At 39.7% G+C, this 25,142-nt stretch carries 21 protein-coding genes and 2 riboswitches; of the genes, 13 read left to right on the forward strand and 8 right to left on the reverse strand.

The features are described 5' to 3' along the window. Positions 1-10: 10 nt before the first annotated feature. From ccoG to BUB03_RS18520, 6 genes are all read right to left on the reverse strand, one after another. Entirely contained in the window at positions 11-1,465 is a 1,455-nt protein-coding gene (gene ccoG / locus BUB03_RS18495) for a cytochrome c oxidase accessory protein CcoG (RefSeq protein ID WP_040999297.1), read from the reverse strand. 96 nt (positions 1,466-1,561) lie between these two features. After that, positions 1,562-2,443, reverse strand: a complete 882-nt coding sequence (locus tag BUB03_RS18500; protein WP_073065974.1) for a cbb3-type cytochrome c oxidase N-terminal domain-containing protein — start codon at positions 2,441-2,443, stop codon at positions 1,562-1,564. Between the two features lie 10 nt (positions 2,444-2,453). Continuing rightward, entirely contained in the window at positions 2,454-2,654 is a 201-nt protein-coding gene (locus BUB03_RS18505) for a cbb3-type cytochrome c oxidase subunit 3 (RefSeq protein ID WP_040999299.1), read from the reverse strand. A gap of 16 nt (positions 2,655-2,670) precedes the next feature. Continuing rightward, complete coding sequence (gene ccoN / locus BUB03_RS18510; protein ID WP_073065977.1) at positions 2,671-4,932, reverse strand: cytochrome-c oxidase, cbb3-type subunit I; 2,262 nt, start codon at positions 4,930-4,932, stop codon at positions 2,671-2,673. A gap of 5 nt (positions 4,933-4,937) precedes the next feature. Beyond that, positions 4,938-5,165, reverse strand: coding sequence for a cbb3-type cytochrome oxidase assembly protein CcoS (gene ccoS / locus BUB03_RS18515; RefSeq protein ID WP_073065979.1), 228 nt, complete (start codon positions 5,163-5,165; stop codon positions 4,938-4,940). Between the two features lie 109 nt (positions 5,166-5,274). After that, a complete protein-coding gene (locus BUB03_RS18520) occupies positions 5,275-7,653 on the reverse strand; it encodes a heavy metal translocating P-type ATPase (RefSeq protein ID WP_073066145.1) in 2,379 nt (792 codons plus the stop codon). 89 nt (positions 7,654-7,742) lie between these two features. On the opposite strand from BUB03_RS18520, the gene BUB03_RS18525 reads away from it, so the two are divergent. From BUB03_RS18525 to BUB03_RS18580, 12 genes are all read left to right on the forward strand, one after another. Next, on the forward strand, positions 7,743-8,456 hold the full coding sequence (locus tag BUB03_RS18525; RefSeq protein ID WP_048500919.1) for a Crp/Fnr family transcriptional regulator: 714 nt from the start codon (positions 7,743-7,745) through the stop codon (positions 8,454-8,456). 63 nt (positions 8,457-8,519) lie between these two features. Further along, the gene (gene panB, locus BUB03_RS18530; RefSeq protein WP_040999307.1) at positions 8,520-9,335 is read left to right on the forward strand and encodes a 3-methyl-2-oxobutanoate hydroxymethyltransferase; all 816 of its coding nucleotides are present in this window, start codon (positions 8,520-8,522) and stop codon (positions 9,333-9,335) included. Positions 9,336-9,338: 3 nt separating this feature from the next. Next, complete coding sequence (locus tag BUB03_RS18535; RefSeq protein WP_040999309.1) at positions 9,339-9,659, forward strand: hypothetical protein; 321 nt, start codon at positions 9,339-9,341, stop codon at positions 9,657-9,659. 3 nt (positions 9,660-9,662) lie between these two features. After that, positions 9,663-10,340: an RluA family pseudouridine synthase gene (locus BUB03_RS18540; RefSeq protein WP_073065982.1), complete on the forward strand. Its 678-nt coding sequence runs from the start codon at positions 9,663-9,665 to the stop codon at positions 10,338-10,340. Positions 10,341-10,456: 116 nt separating this feature from the next. Next, positions 10,457-10,554, forward strand: a riboswitch (TPP riboswitch). Between the two features lie 55 nt (positions 10,555-10,609). Further along, positions 10,610-10,816 carry a sulfur carrier protein ThiS gene (gene thiS, locus BUB03_RS18545; RefSeq protein ID WP_040999311.1) on the forward strand — a complete coding sequence of 69 codons (207 nt, stop codon included), beginning with the start codon at positions 10,610-10,612 and terminating at the stop codon, positions 10,814-10,816. 24 nt (positions 10,817-10,840) lie between these two features. Next, a complete protein-coding gene (thiC, locus tag BUB03_RS18550; protein WP_040999313.1) occupies positions 10,841-12,652 on the forward strand; it encodes a phosphomethylpyrimidine synthase ThiC in 1,812 nt (603 codons plus the stop codon). Beyond that, entirely contained in the window at positions 12,649-13,236 is a 588-nt protein-coding gene (locus tag BUB03_RS18555) for a thiamine phosphate synthase (RefSeq protein WP_073065985.1), read from the forward strand. Before thiC ends, BUB03_RS18555 begins: the two co-directional genes overlap by 4 nt. Continuing rightward, the gene (locus tag BUB03_RS18560; protein ID WP_073065987.1) at positions 13,212-13,961 is read left to right on the forward strand and encodes a hydroxymethylpyrimidine/phosphomethylpyrimidine kinase; all 750 of its coding nucleotides are present in this window, start codon (positions 13,212-13,214) and stop codon (positions 13,959-13,961) included. The genes BUB03_RS18555 and BUB03_RS18560 overlap by 25 nt, the downstream gene beginning before the upstream one ends. Before the next feature lie 2 nt (positions 13,962-13,963). Continuing rightward, a complete protein-coding gene (locus tag BUB03_RS18565) occupies positions 13,964-14,578 on the forward strand; it encodes a thiamine phosphate synthase (protein WP_083539007.1) in 615 nt (204 codons plus the stop codon). Next, a complete protein-coding gene (locus BUB03_RS18570; RefSeq protein WP_073065993.1) occupies positions 14,575-15,351 on the forward strand; it encodes a thiazole synthase in 777 nt (258 codons plus the stop codon). The genes BUB03_RS18565 and BUB03_RS18570 overlap by 4 nt, the downstream gene beginning before the upstream one ends. Positions 15,352-15,365: 14 nt before the next feature. Next, on the forward strand, positions 15,366-16,484 hold the full coding sequence (gene thiH / locus BUB03_RS18575) for a 2-iminoacetate synthase ThiH (RefSeq protein WP_073065996.1): 1,119 nt from the start codon (positions 15,366-15,368) through the stop codon (positions 16,482-16,484). Between the two features lie 135 nt (positions 16,485-16,619). Next, positions 16,620-17,327: a HesA/MoeB/ThiF family protein gene (locus tag BUB03_RS18580; RefSeq protein WP_073066000.1), complete on the forward strand. Its 708-nt coding sequence runs from the start codon at positions 16,620-16,622 to the stop codon at positions 17,325-17,327. 66 nt (positions 17,328-17,393) lie between these two features. Here BUB03_RS18580 and BUB03_RS18585 read toward each other — a convergent pair whose 3' ends face one another. Then, entirely contained in the window at positions 17,394-19,610 is a 2,217-nt protein-coding gene (locus BUB03_RS18585) for an outer membrane beta-barrel protein (protein WP_073066003.1), read from the reverse strand. Positions 19,611-19,731: 121 nt separating this feature from the next. Further along, a riboswitch (SAM-I-IV-variant riboswitch) is annotated at positions 19,732-19,830 on the forward strand. 289 nt (positions 19,831-20,119) lie between these two features. Between BUB03_RS18585 and BUB03_RS18590 the strand changes: the two genes are divergently transcribed. Continuing rightward, positions 20,120-22,864 (forward strand): TonB-dependent receptor plug domain-containing protein, encoded by a 2,745-nt coding sequence (locus tag BUB03_RS18590; protein ID WP_073066006.1) that lies wholly within the window; start codon positions 20,120-20,122, stop codon positions 22,862-22,864. Positions 22,865-22,931: 67 nt separating this feature from the next. Here BUB03_RS18590 and BUB03_RS18595 read toward each other — a convergent pair whose 3' ends face one another. Continuing rightward, entirely contained in the window at positions 22,932-25,052 is a 2,121-nt protein-coding gene (locus BUB03_RS18595; protein ID WP_073066009.1) for an outer membrane beta-barrel family protein, read from the reverse strand. Positions 25,053-25,142: the final 90 nt, after the last annotated feature.

Consider the following 25,142-nt stretch of genomic DNA (forward strand, 5'->3'; position numbering starts at 1 on the left):
CTTCTTAAAATTAAAATTGCAGTTTGAATGGTCCCTCGAAGTAGGTCTGGTAAGAATCTACAAGCTTACCTTTCATATCGTATACCCCGATGGTTATATTCTGTTTTGAAAGTTTCATATCATTCTCAGGGAAGCTGATGTTGATGGTTCCTTTCGAAATTTTATCTCTGTCTACCTGTATTTTGCTGGATGCACTGTAAGTGATTTCTCCGTGAGCAGGTTCAATAACTTTTATAGTAACGATTTTCTTGTCATTGGTCTTGTTCAGGAAGGTATAATTGTAAGTATTGGTAATTTTTCCGTCTCTTACAAAGAATGTACTTCCTGCCGGTTTAATGAATTTTGCTTCCATTTCACCACGGTTGTAAAGAAGGAATCCTAAGAATCCTACCAGCAGAACCAGAACGACAGCAAAGCCTTTCATTCTTCCCGTGAACTTAAACTGAGTTTGGTTTTCAATTTCGTTTTCGGATGCATATCTGATCAATCCTTTTGGAAGGCCTACTTTATCCATTACCTCGTCACAGGCATCGATACATGCTGTACAGTTTACGCATTCCAGCTGCTGCCCGTCACGGATATCAATTCCTGTAGGACATACTACCACACACTGATGACAGTCGATACAATCTCCTTTTCCGGCTGCCTTACGGTCTTCTCCTTTTCTCCATTTTGATCTGTTTTCCCCTCTTTTAAAATCGTAGAAAACGTTGATGGTGTCTTTATCGATCAACACACCCTGTAATCTTCCGTATGGACAAACGAGCGTACAAACCTGCTCTCTGAACCATGCAAATACAAAGTAGAATGCTGCAGTGAAAAGCACCATTACGATGAAATTGGTAGGATGGGCAAACGGCCCTTCTGATATAATTCTGAATATTTCTTTATACCCAACGATATACATCAGCATAAAATGGGTAATGATTAATGAAATAATGATATAAACCGTCCATTTAAGGCTTCGTTTCCAGATTTTTTCGCTGTTCCACTCCTGTCTGTCCAGCTTCATTTGCTTGTTTCGGTCACCTTCAATAAGATATTCAATTTTACGGAAGATAGATTCCATAAAAATTGTCTGAGGACATATCCATCCGCAGAAAATTCTTCCGAACGCAATCGTAAAAATGATAATAAATATTAAAGAGGCGATAGCACCTAAAGTCAGGATAAAAAAGTCCTGTGGATAGAAAGGCTGTCCGAAAATGAAAAACTCCCTATCAATAACATTAAATAAAAAGAACGGGTTGCCATTAATTTTCAGGAATGGCACCGTAAAATAAATAATAAGTAAAATATAGCTTACAATGTTTCTATAGTTGGTGTATTTCCCTTTTGGTTTCCTTGGGAATACCCATTTCCTCTTACCGGATTGCTCCATTGTCCCTATAGAATCTCTGTAAGTTTCAGGGTCCAGAACCTGTCCCTGTCCGCCGCGTACTTCTATTTCTTCTATGTCTGACATATTGTAATATATTTAAAAAAGAAAAAACATAATTCGTTACTATTTTAATCTAATAACAAATTATGTTTTTTTCATATGTTTCTAATTTTTTTAAAATTATTCTTTTTCCCAATGCGCTTCGGTTCCCTGAGGAGCTGCTCCTCCCTGAGCCGGAGTCACTGGCGGTTGTTCCTGATTGATGTGATATACATACGCTGCAATCTTTTCAATCTCTGCTCCTGAAACCTCTCCGTTTTTACCGAATGGTCTCATCGCAGGGTTGGTAGGAGAACCGTTCCAGTCCATGTGGAAAACATTTTTGAATAAAGTTTTCTCAGGCTGGTTGATCCAGTAGTTATCCGTAAGGTTCGGACCAATACCACCGCTTCCGTCTTCTTTGTGACAAGATGCACAGTTGGTTTTGAATAGCTCTTTTCCTTCTGCTATATTATCAGCTGAATACTTAGCTGTTTCAATTGTTACAGGAGGCTGAGATTTCTGGTATTCCTCAATACTTGCTAATTGCTCTTTATATTCTTTTTCATACTCGCTTAACGGGTGAGCAAAGTCTGTGAAAGAGAATGCTGCAATATATACAATACAAAAAGCAGTCCCAAAATAGAATAGACCTACCCACCATTTAGGTAATTGGTTATCTAATTCCATAATCCCGTCAAAACCGTGATCGATAAGGATATCTTTTTCTTCTGTAGCAGACTGTTTTTTGAATGCACTGTCATACATTCTTCTTAAGAAAGGAATTTTCTTTTCTGCCAGGTAAGCTGCTTTTTCTTCCGGAGATAGTTTTTTGAATTTATTGTTTTCAATCAAATCCCCGATGGCGCTGTGGATGTAGGCCAGAATAGCACTGATCACCACTGTTCCCCAGAAATAAGGTGAAGCTAGGAACGAGTAGCTCTGTACAAACAAATAATAAAAAACTATTAAAAGTCCAGTTATTATTAAGATGTTTACAACAACAGGTGTTCTTTGTTTCATAATAAATAGTTTAATTTTTTAAATTAAAATCGTCATCCTCATCATCCCCAAGCGGAGCCTCTTCTTCCTCTTTGTAATATTTTTTAGGTCTGGTAAAGACATACACTACAAGAGCTACGAAGAACAGCATAAAGAAAATCAGAGCCAGCGTCTGGTAAAAACCAGCGTTTTCTGTATTGGATAATATATCTTTAAAGTTCTGAGGAATCATGTGAACCTTTTAATGTTTAGTTAGTACTTGCTGTTTTTATTTCTGTTGTCTTGATATCTGTTCCTAATCGCTGAAGGAAAGAAATAAGAGCTATGATCTCTTTTTTCTCAAGTTCTCCCTGAGGTCTCTTAGCGTAGGCCACTTTAAGGTCATTGGCTTCAGAGAAGATATCTTTTACAATTTTCTTTGACTGGTTGTCTGCCCATGAATTGGCAGAATCTATTTCAGCTTTTGTATAAGGAACCTCAAATGTGTTCTTCATCAGCTTCATTTTGTCTACCATTTTGGATCTGTCCAGATTGGTAGCAATTAACCATGGGTAACGAGGCATAATAGAACCTGCAGAGGTAGATCTTGGGTTATACATGTGTTTGTAATGCCAAGAACTTGGGTTTTTCCCTCCTTCTCTGTGCAAATCCGGTCCTGTTCTCTTAGAACCCCATAAGAATGGTCTGTCATAAACGAATTCTCCCGCTTTAGAGTACTGTCCGTTCTTACCGTTGAATCTGGTGATCTCATCCCTGAACGGTCTGATCATCTGGGAGTGACAAGCATTACATCCTTCACGGATATAAATATCTCTACCTTCAAGTTCAAGCGGTGAATATGGTTTTACAGCTGAAATTGTTGGTACACTTTTCTTTAAAGATAACGTAGGGATAATTTCAACTGAACTACCGATGGAAATCGTGAAGAAAGATAGAATACCTAATAATACCGGCATTCTTTCAAGCCATAAGTGAGTACCTTCTCCTTCTTTACGTTTGTTTCCGATGTTTGCCAATGCAGGTGCTTCAGCTGGAACTTCTTTCTGGAATGAACCTTTTCTTACGGTAGCAATTACGTTAACGATCATTAAGATAGCTCCGGAAATGTAGAATGCACCTCCAAGGAATCTCATTTTGAAATAAGGAATGATGGCAGTTACAGTATCCAGCCAGTTTTTGTACATCAAAGTACCATCCGGGTTGAACTGCTTCCACATTAATCCTTGTGTAAATCCTGAAATATACATTGGTACTGCATAGAATATAATTCCTAAAGTTCCTAACCAGAAATGCCAGTTAGCTAATTTTACAGACCAAATTTTAGTTCTCCACATAATTGGTACCAGGTAATAGATAACCCCGAATGCCATGAAACCATTCCATCCAAGAGCTCCTAAGTGTACGTGACCGATAACCCAGTCTGTAAAGTGACCAATTTTGTTGATGTTTTTTGTTGCCAAAAGCGGCCCTTCAAATGTTGCCATACCATAGCAGGTAACAGCCACTACGAAGAACTTAAGGATAGGATTTTCTCTTACCTTATCCCATGCTCCTCTCAGCGTAAGAAGTCCGTTAAGCATCCCTCCCCATGACGGTGCGATAAGCATGATGGAGAAACCAGTTCCCACAGCCTGCGCCCATGCAGGAAGAGCTGTATACTGAAGGTGGTGAGGACCAGCCCAGATATATACGAAAATTAATGACCAGAAGTGAATAATAGACAGTTTATAGGAGAATACCGGTCTGTCTGCTGCCTTCGGTAAGAAGTAATACATTAAACCTAGAACCGGAGTCGTCAGTACGAATGCAACCGCATTGTGACCGTACCACCACTGTACAATAGCATCTTTTACCCCTGCATATGCGGAATAAGATTTCCAGCCTGCGAAAGATAAAGGAACTTCAAGGTTATTGAAGATGTGAAGCATTGCTACCGCAATCCATGTTCCGATGTAGAACCAGATCGCTACATAAAGGTGTCTTACCCTTCTTTTTGCAATGGTCATGAACATGTTGATCCCGAAAATAATCCAAGAGAATGCAATTAATATGTCGATCGGCCACTCGTGTTCAGCATATTCTTTTGAGGTATTGATCCCCATAAAGAACGTAACGAACGTAGCAACGATCATAAACTGCCAAGTCCAGAAATGTAACCATGATAATGTATCGCTGTACATTCTTGTTTTTAATAATCTCTGCAATGAGTAATAAATACCGGTATAAACGATATTACATACAAATGCCCAGATTACGGTATTGGTATGAAGCATTCTGATTCTACCAAAACCAAATGCACCATGAGTGTTTATTAACCCTTGAATATTGCCTGATGCAAGGCTCTTGATGGTTGTATCATCTGTACCGAATAAAAATTCCGGCAATTCCGGGTAGAAAAGCATTAATGCCGCCGTAAGCCCGAACGTAAATCCTATAAGACCGAAAACTAAGGTCGCATAAAGGAACGCACGGACAATACTGTTGTCATAACTAAACTTTTGTGTTTCCATATCAACTATTCACTTTTTTCTTCAATTTTATTATTCTCTCCTATTTTTTTATCGTCTTTATCTTTGTCGCCGCTTTCCTCCTTTTCCTTGATTTCTCCATTATCAAAAAGGATTCTGACAGCCGGAGATTCATCATCTTCAAACTGTCCTTTTCGGGCATACACTATAAATACGACCAGGAAAATCGCAGCCAAAGAAACACTGCAGAGGATCATTAAATATAGAATATCCATTGGACAACAAAATTAACCTATTTTCGGGGTTCAAATTTAGTGAAAAATAATGACATTCATCAATAAATGCCGATTTCAGCTAATTTAAAATCAGTCTAAATAAGGGCCTTTACGCCTGTTTTTTGAAATATTTCCGGCCCAGAATCCAGGTGGAAACTGTAGTGAATGTCACTACCGTAATAGAGCTGATTGGCATAATGATTGCTGCGAAGAGCGGATGCATATGACCTGTAACTGCGTAACTTAAACCGACGATATTGTATAGAAAACTGATTATGAATGTCATTTTTACAATAGTAATCGAGCCTTTACAGACATTCAGGTAGTTGTCCAAAGTAACTACTTTATCACCATTCATGATCACATCGGAAGAAGGGGTAAAGCTGTTCGTATCATCTGCGATAGCAATTCCCACATTACTTTGTTTCAGCGCGCCTGCATCATTCAGTCCGTCACCAAGCATAGCGACTTTCATATTCTGATCCTGAAGGCTTTTGATGTAATTAAGCTTGTCTTCCGGGCTCTGGTTAAACGCCATTCCTTTGTAGTTCGGGATAAGTTCCTTAAGCTGGTTCTCTTCAGAAGAATTGTCCCCGCTCAGGATGAATATTTTGTAGCTGGTAAGCTTTGTAAACAGTTCCTTTAATTTAGGGCGGTATTCATTCTTAAAAATAAATTTACCCAGGAATTCACCATTTCTACTGATATAAACCGCTGTTTCAAGATTTTTAGGCTCCTGATCGTTGTAACGGGCAGAACCGATCTTGTAAACACTTCCTCTTATGCTTGCCTCATATCCTTTCCCGGAAATTTCCCGGAAATGTTCAACAGGGAAATAGTTGTCGGTAACCTCTATGAATTCATAAAGAGACTTGGATAGCGGGTGGTTGGAATTTTTTAATAATGTTTTGATATTCAGCTCATCAAATTCATTGATTTCAGAACCTTCGTATCTGATATTTGATTTTTTTCTGTGCGTAATGGTTCCCGTTTTGTCGAAGACAATCGTATCAAGTTTTGCAATCTTCTCGATCGTTAAAGTATCTTTTACATAAAATTTATTACGGCCCAGGATTCTCATAATGTGCCCGAAGGTGAATGGAGCGGATAGTGCCAGGGCGCATGGGCAGGCAATAATAAGGATGGCTGAAATTACCTGGAACATTTTTTCAAGGTCAATAAATGCCCAGTAAATTCCTGAAATTAAAGCGATACCTAAAATAATGAAAGTAAAATACTTGCTGATGTTGTTCGTTAGTGTATCGAGACCGGTTTCATGCTTTTTGAAAGCTTCCTTGTTCCAAAGTTGCGTCAGATAACTCTGGTCAACATCTTTGATGACTTCAAGTTCCAGTGAAGAGCCGATTTGCTTTCCTCCGGCGAATATTTTATCACCGGGCTGCTTGCTGATGCTTTCACTCTCTCCTGTAATAAAGCTGTTGTCAATATTTCCTTCTCCATTGATCAAAATAGCATCCACCGGAATGATTTCCTGGTTTCTCACTAAAATCCTGTCCCCAACTTTGATTTCAGAAAGAAGAATGTTGTCCTGTTTTCCTTCAAAGTCCACTTTGGTAACTGCGATAGGGTAGAAAGATTTATAGTCCCTGTCGTAAGATAATGCGCTGTAAGTTCTTTTCTGGAAAATCTTTCCCATTAGCATGAAGAAGAGAAGACCGCACAGCGTATCAAAATATCCCGGCCCGTAATCTGTAACCACTTCGTAAATGCTTCGTCCGAAAAGAACAAAAATTCCCAGAACAATAGGAACGTCTATGTTAACAATCTTGTTTTTTAGTCCGTACCATGCAGATTTATAGTAATCAGAAGCGGAATAAAACACGACCGGACATGCCAGAAGGAACATCAGTGTTCTGAAAAGTCCCTTATAATGCTCCATCCAATAATCTTCACCCCCTACATATTCCGGGAAGGCAAGGAACATTCCGTTTCCGAATGCAAATCCGGCAATGGCAAATTTGATGAGAAGGGATTTGTCAAGGTGATCTACGTTTTTATCGGCTGTTTCAAGGCTGATAACAGGTTTGTAGCCCAAGTTGGTTAAGAAATTAGCTAGTTCGCTTAATTTCAGATCATTATGGTTGAATGAAATCTGCAGCGTCTTTCTGGTGAAATTTACCTGGGAATAATTGATGTGCTCGTTCAGGGTGTGCAGACTTTCAAGAAGCCAGATGCATGAAGAACAATGTATTACAGGTATTTTGAAAGTGACAAGACTGGTGTTTCCTTCTGAGAAATCAGTAATCTTTTCAAAGATTTCCGGAGTGTCGAGATAGTCGAACTGGGAAGAGTTTTCATCACTTGGACGAATTCCTGCCCTTTTATTAAGTTCGTAGAAATTGGTTAAATTATTGATATTCAGAATTTCGTAAACAGACTTGCAGCCGTTGCAACAGAAAGTCTTTTCATCGAATAAAATCCGCTCCTTTTCTATACCTTGACCACAATGAAAACAGTTCTCGCTCACCACCATAAAATATTGAACTACAAAATTATAACAAATTTTTTTGTTTATCGCGTTAAAATGTTCTATTTTTGTGATAAATGTCATATAAAATGTCGCAGGAACAACAGATTGCAATTGAAGAGAGGTTCGCCAGAGTTTTTAATGATAAATCATTTAAGGAAAGACTTTCTAGCACTGATTTTGAAAAATATATTAGCAGTAAGAAAAAATTAAGTTTTCAAAAGCATGACACCATTTTCGAGGACGGGGAAACACCAAAAGGAGTATACGTTTTAGAAAAAGGAGCTGCCAAACTTTCAAAGTCCGGGGCTTTTGGAAAAGATCAGATCTTAAGATTTATCAAAGAGGGGGATATTATCGGCTATCGTTCATTACTTTGCGGGGAAAATTTCCAGGCAAAGGCTGAGGCTATGACAGATATTGAATGCATTTTCCTTCCGGCAGATGTTTTCATGTACCTTCTGGAGGTAGATCCGCAGCTTTCTTTTGCAATGCTTCAGAAGATTTCCTACGAATTGGGAGAATCATCCAATACCATTACTTTCCTTGCACAGAAGACAGTAAGAGAAAGACTGGCAGAAATCCTTATTCTTCTGGAACAGAAATTAGGTGTAGACCCTGAAGGCTTTATTAAAATTTCGCTCACCAGGGAAGAAATTGCCAACATTATTGGGACCGCCACCGAAAGTGCCATCCGTTTAATCTCTGAATTCAAACAGGACAGTCTCATAGAAGTGGACGGAAGAAACATCAAAATATTGAACCACGACAAACTGATGAAACTAGGTCACGTAGTTTTATAAATATCATACAACAACTTAAGTCGGCGAAAGCCGACTTTTTAACTTTTAAAAAATAGATAAATTATGTCTGTTCACTCTGAAATTAAAAAAGTTACGACTGAAACCTTGCGCAAAATGAAATTCGACAAGGAAAAGATAACAATGCTTACTGCATACGATTTTACCACTGCCAAGATGGTGGATGCAGGAGGGGTTGATGCCATTTTGATCGGAGATTCTGCGGCCAATGTAATGGCGGGCTTTGAAACTACATTGCCTATCACATTAGACCAGATGATCTACCATTCTCAAAGTGTGGTAAGAGGAACGGACAGAGCTCTTGTCGTAGCGGATCTTCCATTCGGAACCTACCAGAGTAATCCTGAAAAAGCATTGGAATCTGCCGTGAGAATGATGAAGGAAGGAGGAGCGCATGCTGTAAAAATTGAAGGAGGAAAAGAGATTTCTAAATCTATTAAAAAAATCATCAACGCCGGAATTCCGGTAATGGGACATTTAGGATTGACTCCGCAGTCGATCTATAAGTTCGGAACTTATAAAGTAAGAGCCAAGGACGAAGCGGAAGCTGAGAAATTAATTTCCGATGCACAGCTTTTAGAAGAATTAGGCTGTTTTGCTGTTGTTCTGGAGAAAATTCCTGCTGATTTGGCTAAAAAAGTATCAGAAAGCATTTCTATCCCGACCATTGGAATCGGAGCAGGTCCTGACTGCGACGGACAGGTTCTTGTATATCATGACATGGTTGGAATGAACAAAGGTTTCAGTCCGAAATTTTTAAGAAGATATCTTGACCTGTATACCGAAATTACAGGAGCAGTTGCCCAATATGTAAAAGATGTAAAAAGTGTGGAATTCCCTAATGAAAATGAAAGCTACTAATTGATGCAGAACCAACAGACTATTCAGGGGATTTTATCAATTGCGGCGCTTGTTTGTCTTGCAGCGGGATGGTTTAATCTCTTTTCTCCTGAAATCAATCATATCCTATCCGGGAAAATTTTTTACTACCTGATCGGAGCAAGCTTCTTCTTTCAGGCACCCCTTCTTTCCAATAAAAACTTTACGTATGCCATGTATGCGGCAGCCTTGATTTGTGTAGTAGGGGCAACTTTACCGGAAGGATCTAAATTTTCAGTGCTTAAAACAATAGGTCTTCTTGGGGGAATTCTCCTTTCATTTACCGGCAAACCTAAGCGTTCATGATGTATGGAGGAGCAGATTGTATATGAAGACAACCATCTTTTGGTCGTCAACAAAAAAGTAGGACAGCTTGTTCAGGGCGACAAAACCGGTGATGAATCTTTGCTGGAGTCCATTAAAAATTTTATAAAAAAAAGAGATGCCAAGCCTGGAAATGTTTTTCTCGGGCTGGTTCACCGTATAGACCGGCCTACTTCAGGATTGGTTATTTATGCTAAAACTTCCAAAGCGCTTTCCCGTCTTACACAGATGGTAAAGAACAGGGAGGTTAAGAAAACGTATTGGGCTGTTGTAGGAAAAGAAATGATTCCCCAAAGCCAAAGACTCGTTCATTATCTGAAGAAAAATGAAAAGAATAATAAGGCTATTGTTTTCCCAAAAGCAACAGAAGGAGCAAAAGAGGCAATCCTGACTTACCATGTGATTAAAACACTTGATAATTATCTGCTTCTTGAAATTGATCTTGAAACCGGAAGACATCACCAGATCCGCGCCCAGCTGTCAAAGACCGGAGTTCCGATAAAAGGAGATCTGAAATACGGAGCCCCCCGCTCCAACCCGGATGGAGGAATCAATCTTCATGCACGGAAACTGGAATTCATTCATCCTGTTACTAAAGAAAACATTGAAATTATAGCCCCGGTCCCGCAGAATGATGCGATCTGGAGAGCTTGTGAAGAATAAAATAAAATGATCCTGCAATTTTTTGCGGGATTTTTTTATTTAAGTTTTGTGAGCAACTCCGGGTTTTGTTTTTTTGAAACTTAATTTTGTCCATTCTGAAAAAATGTCTAACTTCGTCAGAACTTTAGGGGTGTCTGCAAACCTGCAGACTGAGACTTTACCCTTTGAACCTGATCTGGATTATACCAGCGTAGGGAAAAGTAAATGACTTTTGCTGTACATTCTATTGTACAATAACAGCCATTCCTAAAGTATATAAAAAATTAGGAATGGAACTTACAATCAACCACACAACGAAAACATTTGAAGTACTTCCCGACAATCTGGAAGCACTGATGGCTATGGAAATACCCGGGAAGAAGAAAGGGATTGCCGTAGCTCTCAACAATCGTATTATTCCACTGTCCGCCTGGGCAGAAACACTCCTTAGAGACAAAGATTCAATTTTAATCATTACCGCCACTCAGGGTGGATAACTCTCATTAATAAAACAAAAACTTATGGCTCATTCAATCACCTGTTCGCCATTTCCGAACGCCAGGAAAATTTATGTTGAAGGAAAAATACATCCTGTCAGCGTAGCAATGCGTGAGATTCATCTCAGTCCTACCAGGCTGAGCAATGGAACTTTGGAAGATAATCCCCCGGTAACCATTTATGATACTTCGGGTCCTTACACGGATGAAAATGCATCCATTGATATCATGAAAGGACTACCGAGAATCAGGGAACAATGGATCCTGGACAGAAAAGATGTGGATATCCTGAACGGAATCACCTCGGAATACGGGAAAGCCCGTCTTGCAGATCCACGTCTTGATCAACTTCGCTTTGCCTACGATCATAAACCGAAAGTAGCAAAAGAAGGCTTTGAACTTACGCAGCTCTATTATGCAAAACAAGGAATCATTACCGCTGAAATGGAATATGTGGCAATCAGGGAAAACCAGAGGATTGAACAGCTTGAATCAGTTTCCAGTGAAATGGCATGTCAGCATCCCGGAAACAGTTTTGGAGCCAATACCCCCAAAAGTAAAATCACCCCGGAATTTGTGAGGGATGAAATTGCAGCGGGAAGAGCAATCATTCCGAATAATATTAACCACCCGGAAAGTGAACCGATGATCATTGGGCGAAATTTTCTGGTTAAAATTAATGCCAACATCGGGAACAGTGCCGTTTCTTCCAGTATCGAAGAAGAAGTGGAAAAAGCGGTTTGGGCATGCCGTTGGGGAGCAGATACTATCATGGATCTTTCTACAGGGAAAAACATTCATGAAACAAGAGAGTGGATCATCAGGAACAGCCCGGTTCCTATTGGTACCGTTCCTATTTATCAGGCTCTGGAAAAAGTAAAAGGTGTTCCCGAAGATCTTACCTGGGAAATTTTTAAAGATACTTTGATCGAGCAGGCAGAGCAGGGCGTGTCTTATTTTACCATTCATGCGGGAGTTTTATTAAGATACATTCACCTTACGGCGAAAAGAGTAACAGGAATTGTTTCAAGAGGAGGCTCCATCATGGCCAAATGGTGTCTTTATCATCATAAAGAAAACTTTTTGTATACCCATTTTGAAGAGATCTGTGAGATCATGAAGAAATATGATGTGGCTTTCTCTTTGGGAGACGGTCTCCGTCCCGGATCTATTGCAGATGCCAATGACGCCGCCCAGTTTGCAGAATTGGAAACTTTAGGCGAACTGACTAAAATTGCCTGGAAACACAACGTGCAGGTGATGATAGAAGGTCCAGGACATGTACCGATGCATATGATCAAGGAAAATATGGATAAGCAGCTGGAAGTATGCCAGGAAGCACCGTTTTACACTTTAGGTCCTTTGACGACAGATATCGCACCAGGCTACGACCATATTACTTCCGGAATAGGGGCAGCAATGATCGGCTGGTTCGGGTGTGCAATGCTTTGCTATGTAACTCCGAAGGAACATCTGGGGCTTCCCAACAAAGAAGATGTAAAAGTGGGAGTTATCACTTACAAATTAGCTGCCCATGCTGCAGATCTGGCGAAAGGCCATCCCGGAGCACAATACAGGGATAATGCTTTAAGTAAAGCCCGGTTTGAATTCCGTTGGGAAGACCAGTTCAACCTTTCATTAGATCCTGATACAGCCAGAGCTTATCATGATGAAACACTTCCGGCGGAAGGAGCAAAAATTGCCCATTTCTGTTCCATGTGCGGCCCTAAATTCTGTTCTATGAAAATTACCCAGGAGATCCGTGATTCAGCAGAAAAAGGAATGATGGACAAATCCCAGGAATTTATAGAAAAAGGAAAAGAAATTTATATATGATCCTCGTTATCACTCCTGAAACAATGATTCAAAATGAGACAGAGATCATCAACCAAATGTTTCAGGAAGGATTGGATCTGCTTCATATAAGAAAGCCTAAGATAAGCCGGGAAGAAATGAAAAATTTCCTGTATCGTATCGATGAGGAGTTTTATCCTCAGTTGGTATTGCACGGATATGGTGATTTGGGGAAGGATCATCATATTTCCCGGCTTCATTTCAGGGAAGCAGAACGGAATGCAGGGATTTATAAATCCCATATCGGGAAAAATATTCTGTCCACTTCGGTTCACGATATGGAAACGTATAATGCATTAGGAAAAGAATGGGAATATTCATTTTTTAGTCCTGTTTTCCCAAGTATCTCTAAAAAGGGGTATGGGGAAGATTCATCATTAATAGAAGAACTGAAATATAGAAGTAACGAATGGGTAAAATTAATTGCATTGGGAGGAATTAACGAAGACAATATCTGTAAAGTGTTCGAAAACGGAGCAGACGGCGCAGCACTGTTAGGTGCGTTATGGAACAGCGATCAGCCACTAAATACATTTAAAAAATGCAGACAGAACGTCCTTTCGTGATGACCATTGCGGGATTTGATCCCTCAGGTGGCGCAGGTGTTTTGGCTGATATAAAAACATTTGAGCAGCTTGGTGTAATGGGACTGAGCGTTTGCACAGCAATGACCGTTCAGACGGAATCCCGGTGTTTAAGTTTGGAATGGCGGCCTTTAGACGAGATCATAACAACTATAAGTATCTTAATGAAAGATTACCCTGTTGAAGCCGTAAAAATCGGAATAGTAAAAGATGCATGGCTTCTGGAAAAGATTGTAGAAACGGTACGATTGTATAATGCGGAAGTAAAGATTATTTGGGATCCGGTATTAAAAAGTACTTCAGAGTTTTCTTTTTTTGACCTGGAAAGTTTACCTCTTTTAACAAATGCTTTAAAGAAGATTGATCTGATTACCCCCAATTATGATGAATATAATGTTTTACAGAAACATGACCTTTTAAATGGGTCCGGGAATTCCTGTGCGGTGCTGGTTAAAGGAGGTCATAGAAATGATAAGATAGGTACAGATATCCTGATCTGTCAGGGAAAAGAAACTTCATTGGAACCAGATTCACACGATTCTTCTGGCTTTTATCCCAAGCACGGTTCAGGATGTGTGCTCTCTTCGGCCATTGCTGCTCATCTTGCTAAAGGAGAAGCCCTTGAAGCAGCCTGCAGGAAAGGAAAATTATACATAGAAAAATTTTTAAAAAGTAACCCTTCATTACTGGGGTTTCATTCAACTTAATCATGGAAAAATTACAATACATATCTCAGGGACGCACAAAAGCAGAACAGGAAGACAACATCCGTAAAGTCTTGGACCATGGCATACAGTGGGTGCAGGTCCGTTGGAAAAATGCCGACGAAGCTGATTTTTTTCACCTTTGTGAAATTTCAAAGCAGCTTTGCTCAGAATATCAGGCTGTTTGCATCATTAATGATCATGTACAGATGGCAAAAGATATTGATGCAGACGGCGTCCATTTAGGATTAAAAGATGTATCGGTTGAAGTTGCAAGAGATATTCTGGGGAACCATAAAATCATCGGAGGAACGGCTAATACTATTTCAGATGTTCTGCAAAGAATAAATGAACCATGTGATTATATCGGTTTGGGACCGTTGAGATTCACTTCCACCAAGGAACAGCTGAGTCCGATCCTGGGTTTTGAAGGCTACCGGGATATTATTGAAGGTTTAAAGGCACAATCAATCGACATTCCAAAAATTTATGCTATCGGGGGTGTTGTTCTTCAGGATATGGAACTTCTTCAGCAAATAGGAATATATGGAGCTGCGGTTTCAGGAGAAATCACCAGCCGCCCGGCCGTCATCAGTGAATTTAAAAAAGCAATGATATGAACAATCAGAAATTAATAATAGCAGACCGGATTTTTGAATCCAGATTATTTTTAGGAACAGGAAAATTCGGAAGCCTCTCAGAAATGACCGACTCCATTATCGCTTCAGGAAGTGAAATGGTGACCATGGCCTTAAAAAGAATCGACTCCGGGTCTTCAGAAGATGGTTTGCTGGAAGCTATAAAACCTGCAAAAGTTCATCTTTTACCCAATACTTCAGGGGCAAGAACAGCCAAAGAAGCGGTATTGGCAGCGCAGCTTGCAAGAGAAGCCCTGGAAACAAACTGGGTGAAACTGGAAATCCATCCCGATCCGAAATATCTTCTCCCGGACCCTATTGAAACTTTATATGCCACCGAAGAATTAGCCAGACTCGGATTTATCGTGATGCCATACATCCATGCCGATCCTGTTTTGTGTAAACGTTTGGAAGATGCGGGAACCGCGGTGGTAATGCCTTTGGGAGCACCTATCGGCACCAATAAAGGATTAAAAACACTGGATTTTCTGGAAATCATTATCAGCCAGAGTAAAGTTCCCGTAGTGGTAGATGCCGGAATAGGAGCCCCTTCAGATGCTGCGAAAGCAATGGAAATGGGAGCAGATGCCGTACTCGTGAATACTGCGATTGCTGTAGCACAAAATCCTGTAAACATGGCCCTGGCATTTAAAGAAGGAGTTACAGCAGGAAGAAGAGCCTATGAATCGGGTTTGGGAGCTGTAGCTGATTATGCAGAAGCATCAAGTCCTTTGACGTCCTTTTTATTTGAATAATAAAGCAAGAAATAATGAACAGCTTTAAAGATGTTTTTGAACGCTATCATTGGGATGAGATAAAAGCTAAACTAGGAAAAGTTACCCATTCCGATGTCCTGGCAAGCCTTCAGAAGAAACATAAAACCCTGGATGATTTTCTGAACCTTATTTCCCCTGTGGCTGCAACAGAACTCGAATTAATGGCGAAAATGACCCGTCAGCTTACCCAAAAACGTTTTGGGAAAACGATTCAGCTGTATGCACCGATGTATCTCAGTAATGAATGTCAGAATATTTGTACCTATTGTGGTTTCAGCCTCGATAATAATGTAAGGAGAAAAACTCTTTCCGATACAGAGCTGATGATTGAAGCCTCGGTTTTAAAATCAATGGGAGTCAGTCATGTACTTTTGGTGAGCGGGGAAGCCAACAAAACAGTGGGAATTTCTTACTTTTTAAATGCTGTCCGCCTGCTGAGGCCTCATTTTGCCAATATTTCAGTTGAAGTACAGCCTTTATCCGAAGAAGAATATCTGCAGTTGCATCAGGAAGGCGTTTATTCGGTTTTGGTCTACCAGGAAACCTATCATCAGGAAGTTTATAAAGAATATCATCCCAAAGGAAAAAAATCGAACTTCCATTTCAGGCTGGATACGCCGGACAGGATAGGAAGGGCCGGAATTCATAAAATCGGATTGGGTGTTTTGCTCGGGCTTGAAGACTGGCGTGTAGACAGTTTCTTTAATGCTCTTCACATCGATTATCTTCAAAAGCAATACTGGAAAAGTAAATTTTCAGTTTCTTTTCCACGGTTAAGACCCGCAGAGGGCATCATTGAACCTAATTTCGTTATGGAAGATAAAGATCTGCTGCAGCTGATCTGTGCCTACAGAATTTGGAATGAAGATCTGGAAATCTCAATATCCACAAGGGAAAATGAAAAATTCAGGGACCATATCATATCATTAGGTGCCACAACGATGAGTGCAGCTTCCAAAACCAATCCGGGAGGCTACGCTGTAGATGTTGAATCCCTGGAACAGTTTGAAACCAGTGACGAACGCAGCATGGAAGACGTTAAAAATGTCATCAGAAAAGCCGGCTATGATCCTGTGATGAAAGATTGGGATTCGGCATACAGCGGAATTTAAAGAACTAAACCATTAAGAATATTGAAGCTATTAAGTTTAATTAAGAAAAATCAATAGATTTTAAATCTTAAAGCAAAGCGCACCTTAATGTTCTTAACACCTTAAAAAAACTTAATGGTTCAAAACAATTAAAAAATGAGCAAAGATATTTTTGCAAGATACAGCCGGCAGATTTTTATTGAAGAAATTGGTTTGGAAGGGCAGCGGAAGATCATCAATTCCAAAGTTCTTGTGATCGGAGCAGGAGGCTTGGGTAGCCCGGTCATCCAATATCTTGCGGCTGCAGGCGTTGGAAATATGGGCGTTGCCGATTTTGATGAGGTTGAACTTCACAATCTCAACCGCCAGATCATTCACACTGAAAATACAGTTAGAACCTCAAAAGTCAAAAGTGCAGAGCTTTTTGTAAAAAACCTTAATCATCACGTGAGTTTTACCGGGATTGAGAAGAAAATTACCCCTTCCAATGTAGAAGAAATCCTTTCGCAGTACGATATTATTGTAGACGGTTCTGATAATTTTACAACAAGATATTTAATCAACGATACCTGTACGAAATTAGAAAAGCCCTTGGTTTATGGAAGCATTCTTGGTTTTTCAGGACAGGTTGCCATTTTTAATTATAAAGGAAGCAAAAACCTCAGAGATCTTTTTCCCGAGCCGCCTTCTGAAGAAAATATCCCGGACTGTGACAGTCTTGGAGTTTTGGGAGCGCTTCCAGGCATTGTAGGAAGCATGATGGCTATGCAGGCCCTGAAAATGATCACCGGGCTTCCTTTACAAACGGATCAGCTTACCCTTATCGATACTTTGAACTGGAAATTCCAGACGATCGATTTTTAATTATATTGTTTAAACAAATAAGGCAGTAAAATAATTTTTTACTGCCTTATTTTTGATGATAAAAAGTTACTGCGGATTCTGCATCACGCCGCTATCCTCCTTCTTAGTCTGGTTCAGGATGTTTGGATCTTCCTTGGCCAGTTTATTCTTCGTAGGAATTTTATAATTGATAGAAATTCCAAAGTTTCTCGTATCGTACTTACTTCTGATCATTACAGGCTGTCCTTCAGGCGGATTCGAATAAACCTGCATCACCTGTCCGTTGAAAATATCATTCGCGAAAACAGAAACGGTAAGACGGTTGTTCATGAACTTTTTCGTCAGGGTAATGTCCAGGTTATTATTGAATGGTTTATCCGCTGTAAAATAAAAATACCCGGCTTTTGGCGTTAGATAACTGTAATTGGCCGTCAGCTTGATATCCTTCGGTAAAAGCAACTGGGTCATGATATTAAAGATCCAGAAGCCTTTATTATTTAAATTATCAATATCATGTTTCTGGTAACCTGCATACAGATACATGAAATTAATCTTGTCAGGATTAAAATTAAACTTCATGATCTCGCTCATCGGCTTGCTGAAAATCATAAAAGGGATAGGAAGCCCTACATTAAAGTTGTGAATTTTTATATTAGAAATATTCACCTGTCTGTTGTAAAGGTTCTTGCCGTTTTTCATGATGATCTGCGCTACCTGATCCTTTGCAGAACTTACACTGTATCCAATGAAGGCATAATCAAACGCCGAAACTTTCAATTCATAATTGTCAAAAATCGTAGGCTGAAGATCCGGGTTACCGGTAACTTCCGTATTCGGGCTGGCAAAGATGACGTTATTCGGGTTCAAGGCAGAAATGCTTGGCAGCGTGATTTTTTTATTGTAATTCGCTGCAACATACACCTGGTTCATCAGGCTATACTGTACACTTGCATTCGGGAAAAGCTTGAATTTATTGAAAGGGGTTAAATCCCTTTCCACAACAGCATTATCCTTTATAATTCGCGTCATCCCGTAAATATCATAGTTTTCTGCTCTTGCCCCTAAGGTGAAATCAAACTTTTTCAGTTTTGCCTGAAATTCAAGGTAGGTAGAAGCTGTCTGCCTCTGGTATTCCAAATTGGTAAGGCCTTTACTTTCCGTATCGTAATCCTGTCTCTCATATAAACCTCCCAAACTTACTTTTCCACCGTCCAGAAGCTTGATCGGCTGTGAGTAATCTACCTTAAAGTTAGCAACTCTCATATCCGACTTATTATCAAGTACATTTTCTCCGCCTACATTCAGGAAAGGCTGCCAGATATCCGTATAAAAGCCTCTCTGGAAGAAATTGTCCTGGGAGAATTTAGAAGTAGCCTTAGTATATCCGAACTGGAAATCCAATTTTTGAGATTTGTCACTGAAACGCTTCTGATACGTTACAACAGCTTCCTGTCTCAGGTTATTGGTATGGGCAACATCGGATGCTTCATAATCGGCTTCCCGGTACTGGACAGGATTAAAGCTTACAGGAATGTCGGCAAGTCCTGTACTGGCAGTATAATTGTCGTTATTATTGTGATAAATATCGTAGTTCAGCAATAATCTGTCCTGCCCAAGATCAAAAGTCAATCCTGATTTTGCAAAATATCCCCGTCCTATTCTGTCCGTATTGTTATGGAGAAGCACATCCTGATCACCATTCAGCATACTTTCACGGTAGTTCTGGCCTACATTCAGCTGCCATCCGAAAAGCTTATTTCTGGCATTCAGATTTAAAGAATTGGTGGTTCTGCTTCTGAATTTGTCGTAATTGCTAAAAGAATAATTTCCCGAATAGGTTGCTGTTAAATACTTATTAGCATTCTTATTGGTAATGATATTCATGATGGCACCTCCTGAGGTAGCCGGATATTCCGCTCCCGGCTGGGTGATCACTTCTATTCTGTCCACCGAGTTGGCAGGCATTCCTTCAAGAAAAGAATTCAGTTCGTTTGATGTGATATTCAATGGTCTCCCGTTCAGGTAAACATCCAGGATTTTTCCCTGGTACATCATTCCGGCGATATCGGTTGAAACCAGGCCGGGAAGCTTCTTTATACCTTCCAGAACATTTCCGTTATTAAGCTGTGGCTGCTCGGAAAAGTCAAAAATAGTACGGTCTGCTTTCTGTTCAACGGCTTTTTTAGTTTTGGTAATGACTACGCCTTCAATCTGTTTCTCTTTGTCTGGGGTGGTATTGGGTTTTTCCTGTGAATAGGCAAAAAAAGACGCCAGCAAAGACAGCGTGAATATAGTTTTTCTCATAATGTTTTTTACTACTATCCAGTTAGACGTAAAAAAAGCTCATTTGTTACGGTGAAATTTGCGAAAAGTTAAATTTTTAAGCATTTATTTTTTTATTTCCGAAATAATTATATCTTTGCCACGTAATTATCAAGAATCTCATAGATGGGATAGCAACCTGCAAAAACAAGCAAGGTGCTGAAATAGATAAGCCGATATGCCCGGAAAAAATGTTTATTCTCTATTTTTCTCCCATCTTGACATTTTTGTTTTAAAAATAAAATCAATGTTTAAAGACAAGGGAAACCACAAGACCAATTTAAATTTTAGTTTCTCAGATCATGAAGTGTCACTTCGTTATTCTGACCTGTTTTCATGCCATACCCACATGTGCATGTGTTGTTGTTTCTAGACTTCTTTAAAAAATAATTCAATCATTCAGGCTTTTAACCGTAACCTCAAATAGAGGTTACAGGAATTTTATTGCCTGAAAACAATCAACAATCAGTAATCAAAAAATAGAAAAACACATGTACAATTTCAACAAAAAAACAATCATAGCATCAGCAAGTCTTATTTCAGCATTTTATTTTGGGCAGACGGATTCCATATCTTCTAAAAAGATCGATGATGTGGTGATCCTGGGATCGAGAGGGGCCGGAAGATCTCTTACAGAAACTCCGGTTCCGGTAGATATCATCAATATTTCTAAAATTCTGAGACAAAGTCCCGTAAATAATATAAGCCAGGCACTTAATTATGTTGTGCCTTCATTTTCTTCCACATCACATACAGTGAATGACGGAACCGATTTCGTGGATCCCGCTTTGCTAAGAGGACTTGGCCCGGATCAGGTTCTGGTATTGCTTAATGGAAAAAGAAGATACCAGTCTTCGTTGATCAATGTTACCCTTACTCCGGGAAGAGGTTCGGTAGGAACGGATCTTAATGCAATTCCGGCTTTTGCTTTAGATAAAATAGAGGTTCTGAGAGACGGGGCTTCTGCACAATATGGTTCTGATGCCATTGCAGGAGTAGTGAATTTAGGATTAAAGAAAAGGCTTGGACTTTCAGGACAGGTATTTTTAGGAGGATATGCTTCACCAGTTGCTAATAATTTCTCAGGAGGTATAGACGGGGAGACCATTTCTGCAGATCTTAATTATGGAGCAAAGATCGGGGAGAAAGGATTTATTAATGTAACAGGTTCCGTACAATATAGAGACCCCTATTCAAGAGCAGGTGTCCGTCAGGGTGATATCTTTAATGCCTATAATGCCATTAATTACAGAGCATTGCAGAATGGAGTCAATATTGATGGGTTGTATAAAAATATTACCAATACGCCCAATACCCAGCAGATTATTAATACAATAAAGCAATACGCCTCACAGGTTGGCTATTTTTCGCAGGATTTCAAGGATCAGATATCAGGAGCTAACAGTATTACAGCATTGCAGGGGTTACTGGGAAAAGATTTCACTGATAAGGAACTGGCATACAGAGGTCTGGAAAGAAAAGATTTCAGTCTTAGGGCAGGACAGTCCAAGCTGCAGTCCGCACAGCTTTTTTTCAATTCTGAAATTCCCGTCAATGAAGACTGGAAAGTCTATTCTTTTGGAGGTTACAGCTACCGTTTAGGGAATGCAGGTGGATTTTACCGTCTTCCGAATACAGAAAGGAACATCAATGCTGTTACCCCGAATGGATATTTGCCGCAAATTGAAGCTACTGTGAATGATTATTCCCTGGCAGGAGGAATCAAAGGAAAATGGAACGGATGGAATGTGGATTTAAGCAATACTTTCGGGAAAAATGCTTTTAATTTTGGGGTGGTGAATACCTTTAATGCTTCTTTAGGAGAAAATTCTCCAAGAACCTTTGAAGCAGGAGGCTCAGAATTCTTACAAAATACGCTGAATCTGGATTTCTCAAAAAAATATGATGTGCTTCATGGTCTGAATGTGGCCTTTGGTGGGGAATACCGTTATGAGAACTATAAAGTAAATGCAGGAAACGAAAATTCCTATGTTTCTTATGATATCAATGGCCGCGTAGTGACGGCCGCTACTCCTGATAATGAAAAAGTAACTGATTTCTTTGGAGCTGTAAGACCGGCCGGATCACAGGTGTTTCCGGGGTTTAGTCCGGATAATGCAGTTTCCGGAAGCAGAAACAGTCTGGCGGCCTACGCTGATGTGGAAATTGAACCTACCGACTGGTGGCTCGTGGAAGGAGCTGTCCGTTTCGAGAATTATTCAGATTTTGGCTCTACTTTTAATTATAAACTGGCTACCAATGTAAAGCTGGCTAAAAATTTCAACTGGAGAGGAGCTGTTTCTACAGGATTCAGAGCGCCTTCTCTTGCGCAGATCTACTATAGTTCAACTTCTACATTGATACAGAAGGGGCAGACAACACAGGTTGGAACTTTCAGAAATAATTCCGAAGCTGCCCAGGCATTAGGAATTCCAAAACTAAAACAGGAAACTTCACAATCTTACAGTACAGGAATTACATGGAAAATTCCGTCTTTGAGCTTAGTATTTACAGCGGATGCCTATCTTATAAAGATCAAAGACAGGGTAGTGCTTACCGATTTATTCTATCGTCCGGAAGGAAGCTTTGCACCCGGATCTGATCAGGCGGTTCTCCAGGGAGCTTTCGACTTAGCCAGAGCCAGTGCTGCCAATTTCTTTGCCAATGCAGTGGATTCACAGACGAAAGGATTGGATATTACCGTTTCCCAGAATTCAAGAATTTCGGAAGGAATTTCTTTGGAAAATAATCTTGGGCTTAATCTTAACCAAACCAGAAGGATCGGGGATATTCATGCTTCACCTAAGTTGGTAAGCCAGATCAATAATTATTTTTCTGAACCGAACAGAGTTTATTTTGAAGAAGCTGTACCCCGTATAAAAGCTACACTTGCCAATACATTGAGGCTTGCAGCTCTTACCGTTTCCCTTAGAAATTCCTACTTTGGAAAAGTGACGGATGCCGATGTGCTGGATGCCAACTTTGACGGGATTACCGAAAGCAGAGAACACTTTATTCTGAATGAGCGTTTTGTTACGGATCTTTCTGTAGGTTATGATTTTAATAAAAACATTTTAGCAACTATAGGAAGTAATAATATCTTCAATATTCTTCCGTCGAAAAGTCCGAATATCAGCTCTTTGACGGCGGACAATCAGTTTGTGTATTCCAGACAGGTTTCCCAGTATGGTATTGGCGGACGTTTCCTTTTTGCAAGGGTGGAATTTAAATTTTAAATTAATTAAAGGACAAAAATAAAAAACAGAGACCGAATCTCTGTTTTTTATTTGATTATACAATTTATTATTGTGCTCTGTCTTTTTCCTCGAAATTGATGTTTTTCTTACTGATCTTCTTTTTGTTGCCTCCAAAAGTATAATTCACACTTAAACGGAAGCTTCTGCCATCCCAGTAATTATCCATATGCTGGCTGCTGTCGGTAAAATACTTGTCACCCCTGTACCTCTGGGCAAAAATATTGGTAACCGTCGCATTGATCTGAAGTTTCTTTTCCATCAGGGAAACTTTTAATCCTGAAGTAAGTTCAGGAAAAGAGTAGAAATAAGAGTTTACATTTCTGTAAGGAAGACTATGATCATAATTCAGGAATAAGGCAAGAGTCTTATTTTTATTTAAAGTAAACGTATTGCTTATCGAGTAGCTGAACGAACTTCCTTTCTGCGTTTCTGCCTGAATATTGAATACCGTTGAATTCTGAAGGGAAGCATTCATTGATATACTGGTTTCCCAGAATCTGAAAAAGGTATCGGTATAAGAAGCATTCAATCCCCAGAAATTATTGTTGTAGTAATTCAGATACGTGCCGATCTGTGAAAGTCCATCTATATATGAGATCTGTCCGAAGGCATTTTTCATCCTCAGGTAATAAACACTGGCAGAAAATTTACTGTTAAAAGTATATCCAAGCTCCCAGTTGTTGATATAAGCCGGAGTCAGCAAAGGATTTCCTGAAGAATAGGAATACGGATTCGAATACCAGCGGAACGGGTTGAGGTTACTCATACTTGGACGGTTGATCCTTCTGGAATAAGAAAAGCTGAACACATTTTTATCTTCTTTATAGGAAACATAAGCAGATGGAAACCATTGTGCGTAATTATATTGGTTTCCCGAACCGGAAGAAGGGGTATAGCTTTCTGCATTCGTGTTTTCATAGCGAAGACCGGCTTTCATTTCCCAATGCTCCCCGAAAGACTTTGCATAACTGATGTAAGCTGCATAGTTTTCTTCTTTATATTCGAAAAGATTGGCTCTTGTAAGATCTTCAATATAATTTCCTGCACTTACATTGAAATATCTGAGATCCGAACTGTTTTTAAACTGATTAAATTTTACTCCGGTTTCGATCGTCCCAAAAGAAAACGGAAGCTCAAGATCTGCCTGAGCGGAAAAAATCTGTGGTTTGATCAAGGAAGTGGTTCTCACATCCTGTACAGATTGATCTGAGGATTTCAGTGTAGAAAAATTGACTTCAGTATCAGAATTGTTCTTATAAAAATTCCCGGCAATGCTCAGTTTTTTTCCAAGGGAATCCAGTTTGAGATCGTAGTAAGCGCTTAAAGTGTGGGCAGGAAGCTTTTCACGGTGAAAAGTATTGGTTAAAAGATTTTCTTCACTAAGGTCTGAGGCAATGTTTTTCGTTGTATTAACAATATCCATCCCGGATTTCTGATGGGCGTAGATGTATTCCATCCCGATCTCTGCGTTTTTACTGATTTTATAGGAAAGATTAAGAGTCGGAGTCAGTTCCTTCCACATATCGCGTCGTACAGAATTGCTGTAGTTTTGGGATGTCCCCAGAATGGTGTAATTTTCATCAGAACGTTTGGCTGAGTCATAATAGGTTAATTTCAGGCTGCTGCTGAATTTTTCCGTTTGATAACTAAGCGAGCCGTTTGAACTGAAACCGGAATAAGTCCTCTGGATCAGATTGGTATTGATATTTCCGCTAAAACCTAAGTTGGGATTCTTTTTCAGGATAATATTGATGATACCGCTGTTGCCCTGCGCTTCATATTTTGAAGGAGGCGTGGTAATTACTTCTATTTTTGCAATGTTTTCCGAACGGATGGATTTCAGGTAGTTTAATAGGGCATTGCCCGAAAGATTCAGCATTCGTCCGTTAATCATCACACTTACCGTACTTTTTCCGGTAATAGAGATTAGCCCCATGTTTTCATCCACTTTAAGCATGGGAACATTAGCAAGAGTTTCGGAAGCGTCCATACCCTGCGAAGCTACCGATGCTTCCACATTGAAAATAAGACGGTCTGCTTTTCTTTCCAGGAGTTTTTTCTTTACCAGAAGATTAATCTGCTCCACCTGCTGGATGCTGTCTTTTTTAATTTGTGCCGATATCGTTGTTGAAAAAAGGCTGATGATCACAATGTATTTCAGTTTCATAGTTTAAAATCTTGCTCCAAAGGTATTTTCAAACTTATTTTTGTGAAATATCATTTAGATTTCATGGCGGATTATTCCGTTCAAAATATT

The sequence above is a fragment of the Chryseobacterium oranimense genome, assembly GCF_900129755.1.
In the GTDB taxonomy this organism is placed as follows: Bacteria; Bacteroidota; Bacteroidia; order Flavobacteriales; family Weeksellaceae; genus Chryseobacterium; species Chryseobacterium oranimense.